Origin of the sequence: Mesorhizobium sp. WSM4983, from assembly GCF_029625765.1 — a bacterium.
GTDB lineage: Bacteria > Pseudomonadota > Alphaproteobacteria > Rhizobiales > Rhizobiaceae > Mesorhizobium.
In genome coordinates, this window is record NZ_JARTVM010000001.1 from 668,510 (window position 1) to 688,720 (window position 20,211).

Sequence of the window (20,211 nt, forward strand, 5' to 3'; positions counted from 1 at the left end):
AATAGTCGTGCATTACCGGACTAAATGAGTCAACATTTAAGACGCCGGACGCGATCAAAAATGCGAGCGAGCCCCGCGCCAGCCAGCATCGAGCCTGAGAATCTGGAGTTGGGGCATGGGGTTGGTGAATTGGGGACGGCCGACAGATCGGCCGATGGCGAAGGAAATGGCGGCCTTGCTGGCTGGCGCGGCGGCAATCGCGCTCTGTATGCCGGCGGCCAAAGCGCAACAGGCCACCCAGCCGGCGGCTGACCAGCAGAGCGACCAGACAAAGAAGACTGACCAGAAAAGTGCAGGCGACTCGACGCTGCTCGACAAGATCCTCGTCATTAGCCGCACCGGCGAGACGGCGATCCAGTCGCTGGCCTCGGCCAGCCATGTCGACAAGGAACAGCTTGAGCGCCGCATGGCGACGACGCCGAACGAGATGCTGCTTGGCGTGCCGGGAGTTGCAGTGCAGGCCGACGCGCGACGCGTCAGCTCCAGCATCAACATCCGCGGCCTGCAGGATTTCGGCCGCGTGGCGGTGATCGTCGACGGCGCCAGGCAGGATTTCCAGCGCTCCGACCACGGCACGCAGTCGACCTTCTATGTCGATCCCGAGCTCATCAAATCCGTCGACGTGATCCGCGGCCCGGTCGCCAACACCTATGGCTCCGGCGCCATCGGCGGAGTGGTGTTCTTCGAAACGAAGGACGCCGGAGATTTCCTCAAGCCGGAGGAAAGCTGGGCGGCTTCCGCCACCGGTCGCTATGAAACGAATGGCAAGGGCTGGACCACCAGCGCTAGCGGCGCCTATCGCTTCAACGAGAACTGGGACGTTTTGGGTAACATCGTCTACCGCGACTACGGCGACTACAAGAACGGTGGCGGCGACACCGTTGCCGGCACCGGCTTCGACGTGCTGAGCGGCCTGCTCAAGACCACCATTCGCCCGACCGAGAACAGCGAGTTGAAGCTCGGCTGGGTCGGCGCGAAGGACGGGTGGACGGAGACCAGTGGCGGCGTTCCGGCCAACGATGTCGACCTGAAATCGAATACCTTCACCGCCCGCTACAACATCACCGACGATGCCAAAAGCTGGCTCGATCTCCACATCAAAGCCTCTTACAACAAGACGCTTCTCGATCTGACGACGCTCGTCCCGCAGAACCGTTTCGATCCGACGACCGGCCTGCCCGTGGTGCTGCCCGCCGGGTCGCTCTCGACTTTCGATGTCGGGACGACCGGCATCGACATATGGAACACGTCGCGATTCGAGACCGCCGGCATTGCGCATGAGTTGACTTACGGCGGTGACTGGGTCGGCGACGACGTCGAAACCGGGGGCACAGCCGGCGGCGACAGCTTCTACACGCCGTCAGGTAAGCGCAACGTCTCCGGCGCCTATGTCCAGGACAAGCTGACCTGGGAATGGCTGGAGGTCATCACCGGCCTGCGCTACGACAGGTACAGCCTGAAGGACTCCGAGCACGAGACATCAGGCGACCGGCTGTCGCCGCGCATCACCGTCGGCGTATCGCCCTTCGAAAGCGCTGACCTCGCCGGCCTGCAGTTTTACGGCACCTATGCGGAAGGCTACCGCTCACCCTCGCTGACGGAGACGCTGATCAGCGGTAACCATCCGGCCGGCGTCACCTTCCCCTTCCTGCCCAATCCAAATCTCAAGCCTGAGACCGGCAAGACCGTCGAGTTCGGCGTCAACTACAAGCAGAACGACATTTTCGAAGGCGGCGACGCTCTGCGGCTCAAGGCCGCCTATTTCAACAACAATGTCGAAGACTATATCGACGGCGTCACGCTGTCGGCCTTCGACCCGACCAGCGGCTGCCCGTTCGGCCCCGGCATCCCGATCTGCTTCCAGTATCAGAACTTCGCCAAGGCCAAGATCAACGGTTTTGAACTGGAAAGCGTCTATGACGCCGGCTGGGGCTATGCGGGCTTCTCGGCCTCGATCATCAACGGCCACACCATCTCGTATGAGGGCGAGCGGGCCGACCTTGCCACCATTCCCTCCTCGCAGGTGACGGCGCAGCTCGGCCTTCGCTTCCTCGAGGACAGGCTCACCGTCGGCGGTGAAGTGCAATATAACGGCAAGCCCAAGGGCAATCCGGTGGCCAAGGACTATACGCTGGTCAATGCCTTTGCCAGTTACCAGGCGACCGACAACCTCAAGCTCGACGTCCGCGCCGACAATCTGTTCGATGTCAAATACACCAATCCGCTCAACGCAAGCACGACTGCCGTCCTCTATGAACCGGGCGTCACGCTGAAGCTTGCGGCAACCATGCGCTTTGGAGGCTGAGAACCATGAACTTGACGACATCGCTCTGTCTCTTGACCTCGGCGCTGGCGATGTCGCTCGGCCCGGTGCCGGCGCGCGGCCAGTCCGCGCCAGCGCCGGCCCTTAATCTCGAACTCAACGCCGTGCAGCCTTCGGACAAGGGCTGCCGGCTGACCTTCGTCGTCAACAACGCGCTCGGCGCCGACCTGTCGAAGTCCGCTTTCGAAATCGCGCTGTTCAATGAGTCCGGCGTTGTCGACCGCCTCACCGTGCTCGATTTCAAGGACCTGCCGGTCGGCAAGACGAAAGTCACGCGCTTCGATCTCGCGGGCGCCGACTGCGGCAAGCTCGGCCGCGTGCTGATCAACAGCGCGACGGAATGCGCTGGAACCGGCGTCGAGCCGACGGCCTGCATGCGCGACCTGAAGACCTCGACTAAAACCGCCATCGCCTTCGGCGTATAGAGGTGGGGATTGCATCCGGCCCGCCAGGAGACGCCATGGCGTGGGCCATAGGCGGCAACCGATCTTGATTTGACAATTTCTTATCGCGTACAGCAGGTCTCGGCGCGAGACATGCAGGACATCAATCACTCCTCCGATGCAGGCAGCGAACCGGCGATCACGCCGGCCGAGCCGCTCATGCAGCCGCGGCACTCGGCCGGGCATCGCAAATGGCCGGTGGCGATCATCGCTTCCGGCCTGCTCCATGGCGCTGCGGCGGCCGCGTTCCTGTTCGCGCCTGCCGGAATATTCGACTCCATGGACGCGATTCGGGCCGAGGGCACAGATCAGTCCGGCGCCAACGTCACCGGCAGCGCCCTGGACGACCAGTCGTCCGGCGCCGTGGATGTCACCTTGGTGCCCGAACTGCAGCCGGTGAAACGCCAGGCCGCGCAGCCCGCACCGCCGGTCGAAGCGCAGGAACCAGCAAGCGAACCCTCGACGCCTCAGCTTCCGCCGCAAGCCGTCAAGGAAGCCGCTTCCGCGCCGGATATCGTGGCGGCCACCAGCCCACGCCAGGATGACCAGACTGTCCCCGACGACAGCAAACCTACGCCCGCGACCGAACTGCAAAGCGCTGAAGCGCCCCTTGCCGAGCCTCAACAGCCACCGGTCCCCAGTGCGACATCGAGCGGCCCAGCCCCATCGGCAGCGGCAGACCAGACCAATGCAACCGGCGGCACGGCGGATGGCGATACACGCGACGCGCCTGTTGCCGCCAGCAAAGGCAAGAAACAGGTCGCTGCCGGCAATGCCCTGGAATCCCACTACAGCGGTGAAATCCAGAAGAAACTTGCGCGCGCCAACCGTCGCGTTTCGAAATCGATCCAGGCCAAGGCTCGCAACAACGCCAGGGTGGTTTTCGTCGTCGCGGCCGACGGCAGCGTCAGCGACCTGCAGCTCACTGAAAGTTCAGGGTCCGCCGAGCTCGATCAGTTCGCTTTGACGCTGGTGCGCAAGCAAGCCCCGTTCCCTCCCATTCCACCCGAGACCGGCAAATCAAGTTGGGTGTTCAAGGCGCGGATCGGCCCTTTTTAAAGCCTCCGCGATTTCATCGCCTGGACGAAGTCGGAGAACTTCCGCGCCGCCCATCGCAACGCCGGCACCGCCAAGGTGCATTATCTTGGCCACCCCGAGTTCGAAGGGTTTTTGGTCGTCGAGGGCGCCTGACCGCCGCTAACGCGGCGGCCTTCCCGCACCTGATTAGGCTGCCGCGAGCAGGCTGGCATTGCCGCCGGCCGCCGTCGTGTCAACGCAGACCGCGCGCTCATGCGCATAAGCCGCCGGATTAAGCACTTCGCTGACCAGCGGCACGATCGGCCCGGCGCGCTCGGCAACCACCTTGCGCACGATGCGCGCCGCTTCCGGCGTGCCGGAGAAGGCAACGACGTCGACGCGCAGCGAGCGCGCCTCGACCGGGTCCGGCCGACCGTCGATCGCCGCCAGTGGCAGGCCCCTGCCGGTCAGCGCCGACAGCGCCGCCGGCGCGCCTGGCGCCACTGCCAGAACGGCATTGCCGGCGGCTAAAGCCTGGATTGTCTGCGCAAGCAGCGTCTCGGCATCCGGCCCGAGGCAGAGCACCCGTCCGCGCGGCGCCAGCGACAGCGTGTTGGCCTCGCCGGTCGGGCCCGGCAGGTCGACCTGCCCGAAATCGAGGCCCGCTGCGGCGGCGATGGCCGCAGCCCCCTTGCCGCGCAGATGTTTTCTCAGAATCGCCACGCGATCGGGTCGCGTCGACCAACCGCCAAGCGTCGGGTCCGGCAGATTGTCCGCGAGTTCCGTCGCCGTCACCTTGTGGCCGTCGCCGACTTCCGTTCCGGCTTGCGGGCCCTTGCGGAAGCGGCGCAGATAATGTGGCCCGCCGGCCTTCGGCCCGGTGCCGGACAGACCCTCGCCGCCGAAGGGCTGCGAGCCGACGACGGCGCCGATCTGGTTTCGGTTGACATAGATGTTGCCGGCATGGATGCCGTCGACGAAATGCTGGACGCGGCCCTCGATGCGGGTGTGCAGGCCGAAGGTCAGGCCGTAGCCCTTGCGGTTGATGCCGGCAATCACCGCGTCGATGTCGTCGGCGTCGAAGGTGGCGACATGCAGCACCGGACCGAACACTTCGCGCTCCATCTCCTCGATGCCTTTGACCCGAAAGACATGCGGCGCGACGAAGCGGCCGGCAGCCGGCGCTTCGAGCTTGGCGATGAGGCGCCCCTCCAGCCCCTTTTTCTTGCAGTAGTCGCCGATCGAGGCCTGCGCCTCATCGTCGATGACCGGGCCGACATCGGTCGAGATCAGCCACGGATCGCCGACATTGAGGGCTTCCATCGCGCCCTTCAGCATGGCCAGCATCTTCTTCTCGACATCCTTCTGCACGTAGAGCACGCGCAGCGCCGAGCAGCGCTGCCCGGCGCTCTGGAAGGCGGAGGCGAGGATGTCGCGCACCGCCTGCTCGGGAAGCGCCGTGGAATCGACGATCATGGCGTTCAGCCCACCCGTCTCGGCAATCAGCATGGCATCGGGCGCCGCCGTTTCGGCCAGCTGTTTTTCGATCAGCTTGGCGACCTCGGTCGAGCCGGTAAAGCAGACACCTGCGATGCGCGGGTCGGCGGTGAGCGGCGCTCCGACCGACGCACCGTCACCCGGCAGGAGCTGGATGATATCCTCCGGCACGCCGGCCTCGCGCAGCATCTCGACGGCGCGGAAGGCGATCAGCGGCGTCTGCTCGGCGGGCTTCGCGATCACCGAATTGCCGGTGACGAGCGCCGCCGCGATCTGGCCGGTGAAGATGGCCAGCGGGAAATTCCACGGCGAGATGCAGACGATCGCGCCACGGGCTTCAGTGCCCGCTTCGGCATTCGCCGCCTCGGCCGCATAGTAACGCAGGAAATCGACCGCCTCGCGCACTTCGGCGATGCCGTCGGCCAAAGACTTGCCGGCCTCTCGAGTGGCCAAAGCGAAGAACTCGGCGGCATTGGCCTCGTAGAGGTCGGCGGCGCGGTTGAGGATCGCGGCGCGCTCGGCAACCGGGCGTTTTGCCCAGGCCGGCTGCGCCTCCACAGCGATGCGAACGGCCGTCGCGACCTGCTTGGCCGCCGCCTCATGCACGGTGCCGACGACCTCATCGGGCTTGGCCGGGTTGACGATCTGGCGCGGCTTGCCGTAGCCGGCGGCGCGCGTGATCGGCTTGGCATGCCAGCGATCCGCTCCCGCGAATTCCGCCCGCGCCCTGTCGATGGCTGCAAGAGTCACCGCATCACTGATGTCGAACCCTTTTGAATTGCGCCGGTGGGCGCCGAAGATCGCGGCGGGCCGCGCGATCGCCGGATTGGCGGCGGGGCCTTGTTTCTCTACAGCCTCCAGCGGGTCGCGGGCGATTTCTTCCGGCTCGACCTCCTCGTCAGTCAACTGGTGGACGAAAGAGGAGTTGGCGCCGTTTTCCAAGAGCCGCCGCACCAGATAGGCGAGCAGGTCGGAATGCGCACCGACCGGCGCGTAGATGCGGCAGCGCGTCCTTTCGGCCTTGCGCACCGTCTCGTGCAGCGATTCGCCCATACCGTGCAGACGCTGGAATTCGAAGGAGTCGCGATCCTTCGCCATCGACAGGATGGCAGCCACCGTGTGCGCGTTGTGGCTGGCGAATTGCGGATAGATGCGGTCGGTCATCGACAGCAGTTTTCGCGCGCAGGCCACATACGAGACGTCGGTGTTGGTCTTGCGGGTGAAGACCGGATAGCCGGCAAGCCCAAGCGTCTGTGCCCGCTTGATCTCGGTGTCCCAATAGGCGCCCTTCACCAGCCGCACCATGATCTTGCGGTCGTATTTTTTGGCAAGCGCATAGAGCCAGTCGATGACGAAGGCCGCGCGCGGGCCATAGGCCTGGACGACGACGCCGAAACCATCCCAGCCGGCAAGCTCCGGTTCGGCGAGCACGCGTTCGATGACGTCGAGCGACAAATCGAGCCGGTCGGCCTCTTCGGCATCGATGTTGAGGCCCATGCGCGAATGCCGCGCGGCAAGCGCCAGCGACAACAGCCGCTCGGCCATTACCGGCAGCATCTTCTCCTTCTGCGCCACCTCATAGCGTGGATGCAGTGCCGAAAGCTTGACCGAAATGCCGTGGTTGTAGCGAATGTCCGGGCCATTGGACCCCGCGTCGAGCGAGGAAATCGCATCCGCATAGGCGCGGTGATAGCGCAACGCATCAGCCTCGGTGCGGGCCGCCTCACCCAGCATGTCGAAGGAATAGAGATAGCCCTTCTGCGTCATCGGACGGCCGCGCTTGACCGCCTCGGCGATGGTGCGGCCGAGCACGAACTGCTCGCCCATTTCGCGCATCGCCGCCGCCACGGCCTTGCGGATGACCGGCTCGCCGAGCCTGCGCACCATGGCGCGCAGCGTGCCTTCGATGCCGCCCTCGCCTTCATCGAGCACGCGGCCGGTCAGCATCAGCGCCCAGGTCGAGGCGTTGACGAAAATGGAACTCGAGCTGCCCGAATGCGCCGACCAGTCGTGCGGCGCGATCTTGTCGGCGATGAGATCGTCCATCGTCTCGGCATCGGGAACGCGCAGCAGCGCCTCGGCGAGACACATCAGCGCCACGCCTTCCTTGGTCGACAGGCCATAGGCCGAAAGAAAAACCTCCATCAGCCGAGGGTCGGTCGAGCCGCGCACCGCGCGCACCAGATCGGCCGCACGCGCCGAGATCGCCTTGCGCTCTTCCGCCGAAAGCCCGGCAGCCGCGGACAGCCGCCTCACCGCCTCGTCTTCGTCGGGCAAATAGTTGGCGCGGATCTGCTGGCGGATGGCATCGAGCGGCATGTCGGATCCATGAGAGCAAGCGTTAGCGAGCAGGTCTGGCGGTCGCCGGACCGATTGGCGCAAGCTAGCACAGCTGGGAACCCAGGTCGGTCCAAAGAAATCGACGAGACAGTCCATTCGAGCTATCGTATAGGCTTAGCTCCCGCCATTTTGACCGTAAGACCGATGAGCGAAGACCAATTGGACCGCATTGACCGCAACATCCTGGCCGCGCTCGGGCGCGACGGCCGGCTTTCAATGTCCGAGCTGGCTTTGAAGGTCGGGCTGTCGAAGACCCCGGTGCAGGCCCGTGTGAAGCGTCTTGAGAAGGAGGGCTACATCAGAGGCTATCGCGCGATTATCGACCGGGAGCGCATGGGCGAAGGACATGTCGCCTTCGTCCAGGTGAAGCTGTCGGATACGCGCTCGGCGGCGCTCGACGCGTTCAACCGCGCGGTGCAGGGCGTGCCGGAGATCGAGCAGTGCCATATGATGGCGTCGAGCTTCGACTATCTCCTGAAGGTCCGCACCACCGATATCGCCGCCTACCGCCGCGTGCTCGGCGAGCGCATTTCGGCCCTTCCCCACGTGGCACAGACTTCCACCTTCGTGGCGATGGAAACGGTGAAGGATCGCTAGCGCAGTTCCAGGAAAAGTGCGCAGCCGTTTTCCGTCCGGAATTGCACAAAATTAAGACTTTACTCCGACAGAGTCTTCAGAAACGCCACCAGAGCGGCGCGCTCGCGATCGGAGAGCTCGAGCGGGTGGATCTCCGAAACGCCTTCAACGCTGGACGCCGCTTTCGAATAATGCGCCACTACCTCGTCGAGGGTCGAGAACTGCCCGGCATGCATGTAGGGCGCACGCGTAGCTGCCCCCCTGAGCGACGGCGTCTTGTAGGCGCGCACGAGTTGCTGCCCGTCCTTCACCATGAAGCGCAATTCGCGGCAGGCGCTTTCATCGCCGTCGCGGAACTTGCCGAAGCAGTTGAACGGGTCCGCCTGCACTTGAGCCACGGCATCGACCCGGCCGCGGTCGGGCGGCAGATCCTTGACCGGCGGCACGCCGGTGTTGTGGAACGATTTGTCGGTGAAGCGCGGCCCGTTATGGCAGGTCACGCAATTGGCCTTGCCGATGAACAGCTTCAGCCCGAGGATCTCTTCCGGCGAGAAGGCAGCATCGCCTTGCGGCTTGGTGCCGGTCGCGAGGTCGATCGCGAAGCGGTCGAAACGCGTCTGCCCAGGTTCGATCGAGCGCTCGAAGGCCGCGATTGCCTTGCCGATATTGGCAAAGACGCGGTTGACGTCTTCGGCCTGCCTGGCGGGCATGGCGTTCCATGCCGCCTTTTCGGCCTCGGTGCCGAGCGGGCTGGCATTGGCCGGCACGGTGGAAAGATCGGGCAGCGGCCCGAAAATGCGCTCATAGCGCTCGCCGAACCGCTCCTTGATGTAATGCGCGAAGGCCGCGCGGTTGCCGGCCTGCTCCAGCGGGTTTTCGAGCGGCGTCAGCGCTTGCGCCCACAAACTGTCGCGGCGTCCGTCCCAGAAGAACCAAGGATCGCGCGCCACGCCGGCCAGCGGCATGGTTCGGCGATTGGTGTGGCCGACGCCGACCGCCCGCGGCAGGTCGTCCTGGAACTGACGGTCGATCTTGTGGCAGGTCGAGCAGGACACGGTGCCGCCGCGGCTCATGCCGACATCGAAGAACAGCGTCGATCCGAGCGCCGCAGCGGCCGGCACATCGGCATACTGGTTCGTCGTGTCCGCTTTGAGAGCCGGCAGCGTGTTCAACGCCAGCGAGGCGATGGTCTTCTTCTCGGCGTCGCTGAGCTCGGGCTCGCCGCAACCGCCAAGCCAAGCGAGCGCAGCCAGAGCGGACAGGCTTGCGAGGCGGAGAAGACGCTTCATCGGCCGCTCACAACACGATGTTGAAGACGACGGAATCGGAACCCGCCGCCGCGGAGATCGCGAAGCGCAATTGCCACCAGCCGCTCATGGTGAATTTCACGCCGTCGATGCGGTAGCGTCCCGCCCCCATATAGTCGGTCGCCTGCGGGCTGGTCGGCAGGCCGTGATTGTGCTGCGGCATGCCGCCGGAAACGGTGATCGCGGCGCCCTCCACCGGAGCGCCGGCGGAGGTCTTCAGTGTCAGCAGCCAGGATTGCAGCTCGCCCTGCCGGATGACGCCGCGCTCCGGCTCGAAGCTCGCAACGAACAGGCCGCTCGCCGTCTTTTTCGAACGCGACGTATCGGGACCCGGTGCCGAATGCGGCGCCGTCAGGTACACGACAGTCAGAATGCCGACCAGCAGGGCAGCAAGACCGAGACCCGCAAGAATGTAACGCCATATCGATGCCAAACCGGCTCCTCTTCGGCTGATAACGTCACGGGCTGCGCGCAGCATCCCTCCCGCCTGTGGGAAATCGCTTCTGGCGCAAAAATCGGCCTGCGCCAAGCATGGCGCTGCCGGCTGCAAAAAGCTACAGCACCAAAGCTTTAGGAGGACAAGTCATATGGAAGCCAATGGTGTCGCGTCGATCGGCGAATGCATGCTCGAACTGTCGGGCCAGGCAGGACCGAACTGGCGTATGGGCTTTGCCGGCGACACCTTCAATACGCTATGGGCGCTGCATGCGCTCAGCCCCGGCCGGCCCGCGACCTATGTCTCGGCCTTCGGCGACGACCCTTTTTCCCGCGATCAGATCGCGTTCTTAGCCCAGAACGGCATCGGTATCGGCAGCAGCCCGGTCATTGCCGGCGCAAGACCGGGCCTTTACGCCATCACGCTCACTGGAGCCGAGCGCGCCTTCACTTACTGGCGAAGCGATGCTGCCGCGCGCCAGCTTGCCTCCGATGCAGCGGCACTGGCGAAAAGTCTTGAAAACCAGGCGCTTGTCTATTTTTCCGGAATCACTTTGGCAATTCTGGATGATGCCGCGCGCAAAACCCTGCTTTCGGCCGTCGCGACAGCACGCGCGGCGGGTTCGCTGGTCGCCTTTGACCCGAATTACCGTCCCAGGCTGTGGCCGAGCCGTGAAACCGCGCAGGCTGCGACCTTGGAAGCGCTCGCCGTCGCGGATATCGCATTGCCCACTTTTCCGGATGAGCAGATGCTGTTTGGCGATGAGGCGCCGGAAACAACTGCCAGGCGTCTCGGAGGAGTGGTCGGCGAGGTTGTCGTCAAGAACGGCGAGCAGCCGGCATTGATTGCCATGGACGGCGCCTCGGAAACAATCGAGGCAGTGCATGTCGCCTCGCCTGTCGATACAACCGGCGCCGGCGATTCCTTCAACGGCGGCTATCTCGCCGCCCGGCTTGCCGGTCACGCCCCAGTCGACGCGGTTCGGCGCGCGCATCGGGTGGCTGCGGCCGTCGTACAGGTGCGCGGCGCGCTCGCGCCGTTCGAGATTCTAAGAACAGCCTTTGGGATCTAGCTAGGGAGCCGGAACCTGTATTCCGTCACCTGATGGTAGATCTGGCCCGGCCAAAGCGTGGCCTGTGGGAAATAGGGCCGGTTCGGCGCGTCGGGCCAGGTCTGAGCTTCGAGGCAGAAGCCTGAAAAGGCTTTGTAGCCGCGCCCGTCCAGCCCAGGGGAGGACGGCGCGACATACTGGCCGATATAGAGCTGCAGGCCGGGCTCGGTGGTCCAGACTTCCATTTCGACGCCGGAACTGGCGCCCTGCACCCAGGCTGCCTGGTGCAGCGGTCCACGGCTGGAGGCGAGGCAGTAATTCAGATCGTAGGGAAGCTGCTCGCCTTCCGATTCCATGCGCAGCGGCCGCGCCTGGCGGAAGTCATAGGGCGTGCCGTCGACGGGCTTCACCGCGCCGGTCGGGATCATCTCTGCGTCGACGGGCGTATAAGCGCCGGCATTGAGCATCAGCCGGTGGTCGAGAATGTCGCCCGCGCCCCCGTCGTCGAGATTGAAGTAGGAGTGCTGCGCAAGATTACAGAGCGTCGGCTCCTCGCATGTGGCGGTCAGTTCCATGCTGAGCGTGCCGGGGATCTTCAGCCGGTAGGTGCAGGTGACGTCCAGCGCGCCTGGAAAGCCCATCGTGCCATCGGGATCGTGCAGTGTCAGCGTCACGAAATCGCGCCCGTGCAGCGAGACCGACCATGGACGGTGGAAATAGCCCTCCGAGCCGCCATGCAGCGTGTGTTTCCCTAGAAAATTGCGCTCGGTCTGGTAGCGCTTGCCGGCGATGGTGAAGCGGCCGTCGCGAATGCGATTGGCGAAGCGGCCGACGACGGCGCCGAAATAGGCGCGGTCGGTCTCATAGGGCTCGAACTGGTCGTAGCCCATCACCAGCGGCGCATCATGGCCGGCGAGCCGCAGATCCTGGATGATCGCGCCAAGCCCGATGATGTTGGCCGTGAGACCACCGCCACCGATGGTGAAGCGGCGAACGGCCTCGCCCGCCTGCGTCGTGCCGAAGACCTCGCCGTCCTTCATCGCTGTGCCCGAAAACGTCAGTTCATTGATCTGTGGACTACGCCGGCCATCTCCGGCAAGGGCAGGCCTGATGCCTGCCCCGCCAGTCAAGCGTTGTCAGAGGCCGAGGCCACCGAGGCAGACATATTTGGTGTCGAGATAGTCCTCGATGCCCTGATGTCCGCCTTCCTTGCCGAGGCCCGATTCCTTGACGCCGCCGAACGGCGCCTCGGGCGTGGTGATCAGGCCTTCATTGACGCCGACCATGCCGTATTTCAGCCCTTCCATGACGCGGAAGGCGCGGCCGAGATCGCCGGTGTAGAAATAGCAGGCGAGGCCGAACTCGGTGTCGTTGGCCAATGCGATCGCTTCTTCCTCGGTCTCGAACCTGAACACCGGGGCGACCGGCCCGAAGATCTCTTCCTTCATGAAGCGCATCTTGGGCGTGGCGTCGGCGATGACCGTAGGCTGGAAGAACGAGCCGCCGAGCGCATGGCGATTGCCGCCGGCAACGACCTTGCCGCCCTTCGAGGTGGCATCGGCGATCAGTTCCTCGACCTTCTCGACCGCTTTCTCGTCGATCAGCGGCCCCTGCTGCACGCCTTCTTCCAGGCCGGAGCCGACCTTCAGACTGTTGCTGGCAGCGGCGAGCTTCTCGACGAACTTGTCATAGATACCCGCCTGGACGAGGAAGCGGTTGGTGCAGACGCAGGTCTGGCCAGAATTGCGGTACTTCGCGGTGATGGCGCCGGTGACGGCGCGATCGATGTCGGCATCGTCGAAGACCAGGAACGGCGCATTGCCGCCGAGTTCCATCGACACTTTCTTGACCGTCGTCGACGACTTCTGAATCAGGATCTTGCCGACCTCGGTCGAGCCGGTGAAAGTGATCTTCTTGACCAGCGGGTTGGCGCAGATCTCGTCGCCGATCTCGCCGGCCGAACCGGTCAGGATGTTGATGACGCCCTTGGGGAAGCCGACCTCTTCGGCGAGCGCGCCCCAGGCGAGGCCCGAATAAGGCGTCTGCGAGGCCGGTTTGACCACGGCCGTGCAGCCCGCGGCCAGCGCCGGTCCGAGCTTGCGGGCGAGCATCGAGGACGGGAAGTTCCATGGCGTGATGGCGGCAATGACGCCGACCGGCTCCTTCGTCACCAGGATGCGGCGGTCGCCCCAGGGCGACGGCACGATGTCGCCATAGGTGCGGCGGCCTTCCTCGGCGAACCAGAGGATATAGCTCGCGGCCGAGCCGATCTCGCCCTTGGATTCGAACAGCGACTTGCCCTGCTCGATGGTGAGCAACTCGGCTAGCACGTCCTGATTGTCCATCATTGCGTCGTGCAGCTTGCGCAGAAGCTTCGAGCGCTCGAGCGCGGTGGTCTTGCGCCAGTTCTTGAATGCTTCATCGGCGGCCTCGATGGCGCGGCGGGTTTCGGCCTTGCCGGCCTTCGGCACGGTCCCGATCTTCAGGCCGGTCGCCGGATTGTTGACGTCGATGGTCTGGCCGCTGTCGGCCTGCACCCATTCGCCGTTGATGAGATTGGCCTGGCGCATGAAATGACTGGTTTTCTGAAGCATGGTCTGGCCTCCGTTCGGCGCGCTGATCGGCCGTTTTTCTGGATATTCGGGGGCGTGCAAGGCTGCACGCTGGCGCATTGCTCTTACCTAGGGAAAGCCCGGCAAGCAATCACAAGATGGCATATAGGGGTTGGGCCAGTAAAAACGAGCGCTAGCCGAACACGTGCAGGACCACCGTCAGCCAGAAGGATGTGGTGAGCACCGCGCTGGCCGTGGCGATCGTCATCTGGTTGGACGCCAGCGCCTGGCCGGTGTTGGCAGCGCCGCCACGACCACGGCGACCTTTGCCGTCAGCGGCGGCAGGCCGAGCAGCCAGACCGCGAGCAGCACCAAGGCCGGCATCAGGAAAAGTTTCAGCGCCGACAGCGCGAGCGCTGGGCGCACGTTCCCGGAAATGCCGAAGCGGCGCAGGCTGAGCCCCATCGCAAACAGCGCCACCGGCCCGGCCGTATCGGCCAGCGCGTCGACCAGCCGCTCGATCAGCGGCGGCAGCGGCGCGCCGGTGAAGCGCCAGGCGAGCCCCGCGAGAATGCCAATGATGAGCGGGTTGACGAACAGCCGCCTGAGGAAATTCCGGATGACGCGCAGCGGATGCACGGACTCTTCGTCTTGACGGCCGAACATCTCGAACAGCACGATTGACGCCATCATCATGACAGGCAGGTGGATCGAGACCAGCAGCGACAGCACCTCGAAGCCGCTGGTGCCGAATATGCCGAGGATGAAGGGCGCGCCAAGCAGCACGACATTGGAATAGGCCGAGGACACGCCGCCGACGATGCCGGCGCGGGCATCGCGGCCGAAGAGGCGCGTCATGACCAAGTGCCCGGCGGACCAGGTGACGGCAACCGCCGCAAAATAGGCGCTCCCCAGCGACCATGGCGCCACGCCATGGAAATCGGAGTTCACCATCGTCTGGAACAAGAGCAGCGGCATAGCCACGTTGACGGCGAATTCGGATATGCCCTCACCACTTGCCGGCTTCAGATAGCCGGTAAGGCCGGCGAGATAGCCGAGCGCAACGAGACTGAAGACGAACAGGACGGTTTCGGTGAGCGGCGTCATTGTTCGGGCGGAGACATCTTTACCGTGATAGGCAAGCCTCGAGCGCCGTGCAATCGGCCGTTCTCCGGCCGACCGTTGGTCCTCTGCTTGTTTTTCAGCCGGCTTTGCGGTCCCTATATGCCGAAGATGGCCCCGGCCTCTCCGGCCGCCATAAGGACTTCACATGCTGCGACTTGCCCTGGCGCTTTTCCTGCTTGCCGTTCCCACCCTCGCCCACGCAACCGACGCCGGCTGGGCGCTGCTGCGCGATGGCGGCCATATCGTCCTGCTTAGGCATGCCTTCGTCACCGGGACCACCGATCCGGCGAATTTCGACATCGGCAATTGCGCCACCCAGCTCAACCTATCCGAGCGCGGCAAGCAGCAGTCAAGCCGCATCGGGGCGCTGTTTGCGGCGCGCGCGGCGCCCATCGAGCGTGTGCTCTCCAGCCGCTACTGCCGCTGCCTTGATACCGCCCGCATCGCTTTCGAGGCCGAACCGAAACCATTTGCGCCGCTCGACTTGCTCAAGACCGATTCGGCTGAGAAGGCCGCTCAGATGGAGGCGGTGATGAAGGAGATCCGGGGCTATTCCGGCTCTGACAATCTGGTGCTGGTCACGCATCTGGAAAACATCCAGGCGCTCACCGGCGTCTCGCCGCGCGAGGGCGAGGCCGTGGTCGTGGCGCCTAATGGAGACGGCCTCAAAGTGCTCGGCCGCGTCACCTTCTGACGGCATAGGTCTGCCCAGCTCAGCACTGTGTCCAAAATGCCACAGCCGCAAGAAGCCGCAAGCCCCCGCGATAATGCCGCTTGCGACAAGCCGTCGCAGGGTCTATAGGCGCGCTCCCGGTCACGAAAACCGAAGCGAGCACAACGGTTGGAGCTTTCGTCTCCGCCCGCGCAGCCAGCTTTGCCGCGCTGTGTACGGCGCCGTTTCGGAGTGTTGGGATCGCCGATGTAGCTCAGAGGAAGAGCGCCGGATTTGGGTCCGGAGGTCAGGGGTTCGAGTCCCTTCATCAGCACCACGGATAGCTCAGTTTGGTTAGAGCGTCAGACTCATAATCTGATTGTCGAAGGTTCGATTCCTTCTCCAACGGCCTGTTAAGCCGACACCTTTGGGTGGTGTTATCCAAAACGGTCCGGGGACCGGAATGCAGAAGACCTGGCGGACGGCTAAGCCTTCGGGCCGAGGCCGTATCGAACGGTCCGATGCCATCGGCTCGCGGCCAGGCTCGCGGTGACGATCAAGGCGCGGCAATGCCGGCAAAGGAGCCTTCGGGCGCCGGCGCCCGCCTTGCCGCCCCGCGATCCGCTCCCGAAGGCCCGCCGCCTGGCGATGCCACCGGTCTCCGGATCATTCGTGCCGGGAAACGAAACGAGAAATGAAAGGACGATCGACGCATGACGTGACGCCTCGCATGGGGCCATGCCCGACAGGAGTAAAGACAATGAAGACCATTCTCGAAAAGGTTCTGGGACGCCAGCGCGTCCTCGTGAAGGAAAATGAACGTGCCGTCGCCCTCTACAAGGGCGAGATCCAGGCTGTCCTGATGCCGGGCGAACATTGGCTCGACAACCGGCGCGGAAACCTGGAAATCTCCAGGCACGACCTGAAGAACCCGGAATTCGTTTCGGCCTACGAGAAGGCATTGTTCGACAAGCTCCCGGATGTGGCCGCGCGTCACTTCACCGTGGCTCGCACCGGGCGCACCGACATTGCCGTGATCGAGCGCGACGGCGCCCTTCATGCCGTTCTCGCTCCGGATCGCAAGCTCGTGCTGTGGACGGATGCCGGCCCGTGGGCGGTGACCTCCGTCGACACGGCGGCCGATCTGGCCGTCGATCCGGCCTTGATGCGCTGGATCGGCCAGGCCCGAAAGACGGAACACATGTTCCTGCATCCGGTCGTGGACGGTCAGGTCGGTCTGCTGTTCGTGGACGGCGTCTACACCCGCACGCTTGCCGCGGGTGTGCACGCCTTCTGGAATGTCGGGCGCACGGTCCAGGTGAAGGTCGTCGACCTCAAGCGGCAGTCGCTTGATGTCGCCGGGCAGGAAGTGCTGACCAAGGATCGCGTGACGATCCGCGTCAACATCGCCGCCGAATACCGGGTCGTCGATCCGGTGACGGCGGTGAGCACGGTGAAGGACTTCTCGGAAGCCCTCTACCGCGCCCTGCAGTACGCCTTCCGCAAGACGCTCGGCGCGCTCACCCTCGACCAGATCCTCGACAAGAAGATCACGGTCGATGAGGAGGCAGCCGCCAAGGTGCGTTCCGACATGACCGCGATCGGCCTCGAGGTCAGCGATATCGCGCTCAAGGATGTGATCCTGCCGGGCGAGATGCGCGAGATCCTCAACCAGGTGGTTTCGGCCGAGAAGCAGGCCGAGGCCAACGTCATCCGCCGCCGCGAGGAGACGAATGCCACGCGTTCGCTGCTCAACACGGCCAAGGTGATGGCCGAGAACCCGGTGATGCTGCGGCTGAAGGAGCTCGAGGCTCTCGAGGCCATTGCCGGCAAGGTCGAGCGCCTGACTGTCCACAACGGGACGGGCGGGCTGCTCAACGATCTGGTCAAGCTCCGCGAAGGCTGAGCTTACGCCACGTAAAATGGGAAGGGTCGCCGGTTGCCCGGCGGCCCTTCTTGCGTCCACAAAGCCGGCATCCCATCTGCGCCCGGCGTGTCAGGCCTTTTCCTGCCCGGAAAAACCGATTAGACAGCGCCAAAACAAGATGCGGACAGATTCCGCCCGCAACCGAAGGAAGAGCCCTTGTCCACCACGTTCGAGAAAGTCGCCAAGATCATTGCCGACACCAGCGAGATCGATATCGACACCATCACGCCCGAAAGCCATACCATCGACGATCTCGGCATCGACAGCCTCGATTTCCTCGACATCGTCTTTGCCATCGACAAGGAATTCGGCATCAAGGTGCCGCTCGAGAAGTGGACGCAAGAGGTCAATGACGGCAAGGCTTCGACCGACGACTACTTCGTCATGCAGAACCTGTGCGCCAAGATCGACGCGCTGGTCGCGGCCAAGGCCGCCTGAAGAGCGCGACCTTGCCCCGCCTCCAGCCTGACCAGCAAAGCCGCTCATGAGCAGCCCGCGCGACGTCGTCATCACCGGCATCGGCCTTGTCTCTTCGCTGGGAGAAGGACCGGACGCGCATTGGCAGAAGCTGACCCGGCCGGGCGTTGAGCCGGTGCTCGATGCGACGCGCTTTGCGCCCTACACAATTCATCCCCTGCCCGAGATCGACTGGAACCTGCAGATCGCCAAGCGCGGCGACCAGCGCCAGATGGAGACCTGGCAGCGGCTCGGCACCTATGTCGCCGGCCTGGCGCTGGACGACGCCGGCATCAAGGGCAATGACGAGCTTTGCGCGACCATGGACATGGTTGTGGCGGCCGGCGGCGGCGAGCGCGACGAGGCCGTGGACAGCGCGATCCTGGCGGCGTCCGAGAGCCGCAACGACCGCGACGTGCTGCTCAACGAGAAGCTGACCACGGAATTGCGGCCGACGCTGTTCCTCGCCCAGCTTTCCAATCTGCTCGCCGGCAACATCTCCATCGTGCACAAGGTCACCGGCTCGTCTCGCACCTTCATGGGCGAGGAAGGCGCCGGCGTCTCGGCTGTTGAGACGGCCGCCGCGCGCATCCGCTCGGGCCAGTCGACCCATGTGCTGGTCGGCGGCGCGTTCCAGACCGAGCACTCAGACATGCTGCTCGGCTATGAACTCGCCGGCTATCTGCATCGCGGCCCGTGGAGGCCGGTCTGGCAAAGACAGGGCGCGGAAGGCGGCGGCGTGGTGACGGGCTCGGGCGGCGCTTTCTTGGTGCTCGAACAGCGCGAGCATGCGCAGAGCCGGGGTCGCAAGATCTATGCTGAGCTCGGTCCTGTGATTTCCGGCCGGGCGAGGCGCCGGCGCGGCGAGCTGAATGCCGACATCGCCGCTTTGCTGAAGCAGGCGGCACTGCCCGCCGGCGAATTGCTGACGATTTCCGGTGCCTCCGGCGCCCATGCCGCCACGGCGGCCGAAAAGGCGGCACTCGATGCCGACCCGGCGCTTGCAGTGCGCGCCTTCTCGACGCTCACCGGCCACATGAAGGAAGCCCAGTTCCCCTTCGCCGTGGCGCTTGCCGCGCTCGCCGTCGACCGCAAGGCCCCCTACCCTGTCTTCGATGCCACAGTGGAGCAGCCATTCGTAGGCGTCCCCAGCTCCGTCCTTGCAACGGCGATCGGCTATCACCAATTCGAGGGCCTGGGGCTGATCAAGGCCGCTTAGAGCGAGACAGACAGAAGATGGCCAATCTCCGCGATCACATGGGCAGGCCTATCGTCGCCGTGACCGGCATCGGCGTGGTGACTTCGCTTGGCGTCGGCAAGGCCGACAACTGGGCGGCGCTGACCTCAGGCAAATCCGGCATCCATCCGATCACCCGTTTTCCCGTCGATCATCTGAACACCCGCATCTCCGGCATGGTCGATTTCCTGCCGTCGAGCTCCAAGGGTGCCAGTCCCCTCACCTACGAGCTGGCCGAGACGGCCGCCCAGGAAGCGGTGTCGGAGGCCGGCCTCGATTCCGGCGATTTCGGCGGCCCGCTCTTTCTCGCCTCGCCGCCGGTCGAGCTCGATTGGGCCGACCGCTTCTCGCTCTACAATTCCGACAAGAAGGAAAGCGGTTCCGAGAGATTGCTGCGCGTGGCGCGCGGACTGAAGGAGCTCGGCATTTTCGAGACCACCCAGTTCGGCTCGATCGCCGATCGCCTGGCCGATCGTTTTGGCACGCGCGGCCTGCCGATCACGCTGTCGACAGCCTGCGCGTCAGGCGCCACCGCCATCCAGCTCGGTGTCGAGGCGATCCGTCGCGGCGAATGCGACAAGGCGCTGTCGATCGGCGCCGACGGCTCCGCCACGGCCGAAGCCCTGATCCGCTTCTCGCTGCTCTCGGCGCTTTCCACCCACAACGACATTCCCGAAAAGGCCTCGAAACCCTTCTCCAAGGACCGCGACGGTTTTGTCCTTGCCGAAGGTTCCGGCGCGCTGGTGCTGGAATCGCTGGAGGCGGCACTTACCCGGGGAGCCACCATCCTCGGCATCATGCGCGGCTGCGGCGAGCGCGCCGACGACTTCCACCGCACCCGCTCCAAGCCTGACGGTTCGCCGGCCATCGCCGCGGTACGCGCCGCCCTTGCGGATGCCGGCTTGAGCGAGGACGAGATCGACTACGTCAACGCGCACGGCACCTCGACGCCGGAAAACGACAAGATGGAGCATCTGTCGCTGTCGACCGTGTTCGGCGAGCGGATCGGCTCGATGCCGATCTCGTCGAACAAGTCGATGATCGGCCACACGCTGTCCGCTGCCGGCGCGGTCGAGGCCGCGTTCTCGCTGATGACCATGCGCGAAAGCGTCATCCCGCCGACCATCAATTACGACAATCCTGATCCGGCAATCGTGCTCGACGTGGTGCCAAACAAGAAGCGCAACGCAGAGGTCGGCACGGTTCTGTCGAATTCCTTCGGCTTCGGCGGCCAGAACACCTGCCTTGTCATGGCGCGGGAACCGGTCTAAG

15 protein-coding genes, 2 tRNA genes and 2 pseudogenes are annotated in these 20,211 nt (G+C 64.6%); 13 read left to right on the top strand and 6 right to left on the bottom strand.

Going from position 1 to position 20,211, the window contains the following annotated elements; genetic code table 11:
* The first annotated feature begins 115 nt into the window (after positions 1–115).
* The 4 genes and pseudogenes from P9254_RS03425 to P9254_RS03440 all read left to right on the top strand — a co-directional run.
* Positions 116–2,305 carry a TonB-dependent hemoglobin/transferrin/lactoferrin family receptor gene (locus P9254_RS03425; protein WP_278053734.1) on the top strand — a complete coding sequence of 730 codons (2,190 nt, stop codon included), beginning with the start codon at positions 116–118 and terminating at the stop codon, positions 2,303–2,305.
* 5 nt (positions 2,306–2,310) lie between these two features.
* The gene (locus P9254_RS03430; protein WP_127326061.1) at positions 2,311–2,748 is read left to right on the top strand and encodes a hypothetical protein; all 438 of its coding nucleotides are present in this window, start codon (positions 2,311–2,313) and stop codon (positions 2,746–2,748) included.
* A 216-nt stretch (positions 2,749–2,964) separates the two neighbouring features.
* The gene (locus tag P9254_RS03435) at positions 2,965–3,825 is read left to right on the top strand and encodes an energy transducer TonB family protein (RefSeq protein WP_245458968.1); all 861 of its coding nucleotides are present in this window, start codon (positions 2,965–2,967) and stop codon (positions 3,823–3,825) included.
* Between the two features lie 12 nt (positions 3,826–3,837).
* Positions 3,838–3,957 (top strand): annotated as a pseudogene (locus P9254_RS03440) (antibiotic biosynthesis monooxygenase); the annotation flags it as partial.
* Positions 3,958–3,990: 33 nt separating this feature from the next.
* Here P9254_RS03440 and putA read toward each other — a convergent pair.
* Positions 3,991–7,599 carry a bifunctional proline dehydrogenase/L-glutamate gamma-semialdehyde dehydrogenase PutA gene (gene putA, locus P9254_RS03445; RefSeq protein ID WP_278053731.1) on the bottom strand — a complete coding sequence of 1,203 codons (3,609 nt, stop codon included), beginning with the start codon at positions 7,597–7,599 and terminating at the stop codon, positions 3,991–3,993.
* A gap of 165 nt (positions 7,600–7,764) precedes the next feature.
* Here putA and P9254_RS03450 point away from each other — a divergent pair, with 165 nt between their 5' ends.
* The gene (locus tag P9254_RS03450; RefSeq protein ID WP_095778463.1) at positions 7,765–8,217 is read left to right on the top strand and encodes an Lrp/AsnC family transcriptional regulator; all 453 of its coding nucleotides are present in this window, start codon (positions 7,765–7,767) and stop codon (positions 8,215–8,217) included.
* A 59-nt stretch (positions 8,218–8,276) separates the two neighbouring features.
* On the opposite strand, the gene P9254_RS03455 is transcribed toward P9254_RS03450, so the two are convergent.
* Together P9254_RS03455 and P9254_RS03460 are read right to left on the bottom strand one after the other, a co-directional pair.
* Positions 8,277–9,485: a cytochrome-c peroxidase gene (locus tag P9254_RS03455; RefSeq protein WP_278053729.1), complete on the bottom strand. Its 1,209-nt coding sequence runs from the start codon at positions 9,483–9,485 to the stop codon at positions 8,277–8,279.
* Between the two features lie 7 nt (positions 9,486–9,492).
* Positions 9,493–9,936, bottom strand: a complete 444-nt coding sequence (locus tag P9254_RS03460) for a FixH family protein (RefSeq protein ID WP_095802017.1) — start codon at positions 9,934–9,936, stop codon at positions 9,493–9,495.
* Positions 9,937–10,090: 154 nt separating this feature from the next.
* Here P9254_RS03460 and P9254_RS03465 point away from each other — a divergent pair, with 154 nt between their 5' ends.
* Positions 10,091–11,011 carry a sugar kinase gene (locus P9254_RS03465; RefSeq protein ID WP_278053727.1) on the top strand — a complete coding sequence of 307 codons (921 nt, stop codon included), beginning with the start codon at positions 10,091–10,093 and terminating at the stop codon, positions 11,009–11,011.
* Here the strand turns inward: P9254_RS03465 and P9254_RS03470 are convergent.
* The 3 genes and pseudogenes from P9254_RS03470 to P9254_RS03480 form a co-directional block, all read right to left on the bottom strand.
* Positions 11,008–12,030 carry an aldose epimerase family protein gene (locus P9254_RS03470; RefSeq protein ID WP_278053725.1) on the bottom strand — a complete coding sequence of 341 codons (1,023 nt, stop codon included), beginning with the start codon at positions 12,028–12,030 and terminating at the stop codon, positions 11,008–11,010. The genes P9254_RS03465 and P9254_RS03470 overlap by 4 nt on opposite strands.
* A 96-nt stretch (positions 12,031–12,126) precedes the next feature.
* Positions 12,127–13,584, bottom strand: a complete 1,458-nt coding sequence (locus tag P9254_RS03475; RefSeq protein ID WP_127325282.1) for an NAD-dependent succinate-semialdehyde dehydrogenase — start codon at positions 13,582–13,584, stop codon at positions 12,127–12,129.
* Between the two features lie 151 nt (positions 13,585–13,735).
* Positions 13,736–14,649 (bottom strand): annotated as a pseudogene (locus P9254_RS03480) (AEC family transporter).
* A 163-nt stretch (positions 14,650–14,812) separates the two neighbouring features.
* Between P9254_RS03480 and P9254_RS03485 the strand changes: the two are divergent.
* The 7 genes from P9254_RS03485 (at position 14,813) to P9254_RS03515 (ending at position 20,210) form a co-directional block, all read left to right on the top strand.
* On the top strand, positions 14,813–15,361 hold the full coding sequence (locus P9254_RS03485) for a histidine phosphatase family protein (RefSeq protein WP_066999807.1): 549 nt from the start codon (positions 14,813–14,815) through the stop codon (positions 15,359–15,361).
* Between the two features lie 221 nt (positions 15,362–15,582).
* Positions 15,583–15,656: transfer RNA gene (locus tag P9254_RS03490), tRNA-OTHER, on the top strand.
* Positions 15,657–15,725, top strand: a tRNA-Met gene (locus P9254_RS03495).
* 354 nt (positions 15,726–16,079) lie between these two features.
* On the top strand, positions 16,080–17,225 hold the full coding sequence (locus P9254_RS03500) for a slipin family protein (RefSeq protein ID WP_278053722.1): 1,146 nt from the start codon (positions 16,080–16,082) through the stop codon (positions 17,223–17,225).
* Positions 17,226–17,402: 177 nt separating this feature from the next.
* Entirely contained in the window at positions 17,403–17,684 is a 282-nt protein-coding gene (locus P9254_RS03505) for an acyl carrier protein (protein ID WP_066999801.1), read from the top strand.
* A gap of 46 nt (positions 17,685–17,730) precedes the next feature.
* The gene (locus P9254_RS03510; protein ID WP_278053719.1) at positions 17,731–18,921 is read left to right on the top strand and encodes a beta-ketoacyl-ACP synthase; all 1,191 of its coding nucleotides are present in this window, start codon (positions 17,731–17,733) and stop codon (positions 18,919–18,921) included.
* A gap of 17 nt (positions 18,922–18,938) precedes the next feature.
* Positions 18,939–20,210, top strand: a complete 1,272-nt coding sequence (locus P9254_RS03515) for a beta-ketoacyl-ACP synthase (protein WP_066999795.1) — start codon at positions 18,939–18,941, stop codon at positions 20,208–20,210.
* The last annotated feature ends 1 nt before the right edge of the window (position 20,211 follow it).

Coding starts and splice junctions, on each gene's coding strand:
- P9254_RS03425 (WP_278053734.1), top strand. CDS start 116: ATGGGGTTGGTGAATTGGGGACGGCCGACAGATCGGCCGATGGCGAAG.
- P9254_RS03430 (WP_127326061.1), top strand. CDS start 2,311: ATGAACTTGACGACATCGCTCTGTCTCTTGACCTCGGCGCTGGCGATG.
- putA (WP_278053731.1), bottom strand. CDS start 7,599: ATGCCGCTCGATGCCATCCGCCAGCAGATCCGCGCCAACTATTTGCCC.
- P9254_RS03450 (WP_095778463.1), top strand. CDS start 7,765: ATGAGCGAAGACCAATTGGACCGCATTGACCGCAACATCCTGGCCGCG.
- P9254_RS03455 (WP_278053729.1), bottom strand. CDS start 9,485: ATGAAGCGTCTTCTCCGCCTCGCAAGCCTGTCCGCTCTGGCTGCGCTC.
- P9254_RS03465 (WP_278053727.1), top strand. CDS start 10,091: ATGGAAGCCAATGGTGTCGCGTCGATCGGCGAATGCATGCTCGAACTG.
- P9254_RS03470 (WP_278053725.1), bottom strand. CDS start 12,030: ATGAAGGACGGCGAGGTCTTCGGCACGACGCAGGCGGGCGAGGCCGTT.
- P9254_RS03475 (WP_127325282.1), bottom strand. CDS start 13,584: ATGCTTCAGAAAACCAGTCATTTCATGCGCCAGGCCAATCTCATCAAC.
- P9254_RS03485 (WP_066999807.1), top strand. CDS start 14,813: ATGCTGCGACTTGCCCTGGCGCTTTTCCTGCTTGCCGTTCCCACCCTC.
- P9254_RS03500 (WP_278053722.1), top strand. CDS start 16,080: ATGAAGACCATTCTCGAAAAGGTTCTGGGACGCCAGCGCGTCCTCGTG.
- P9254_RS03510 (WP_278053719.1), top strand. CDS start 17,731: ATGAGCAGCCCGCGCGACGTCGTCATCACCGGCATCGGCCTTGTCTCT.
- P9254_RS03515 (WP_066999795.1), top strand. CDS start 18,939: ATGGCCAATCTCCGCGATCACATGGGCAGGCCTATCGTCGCCGTGACC.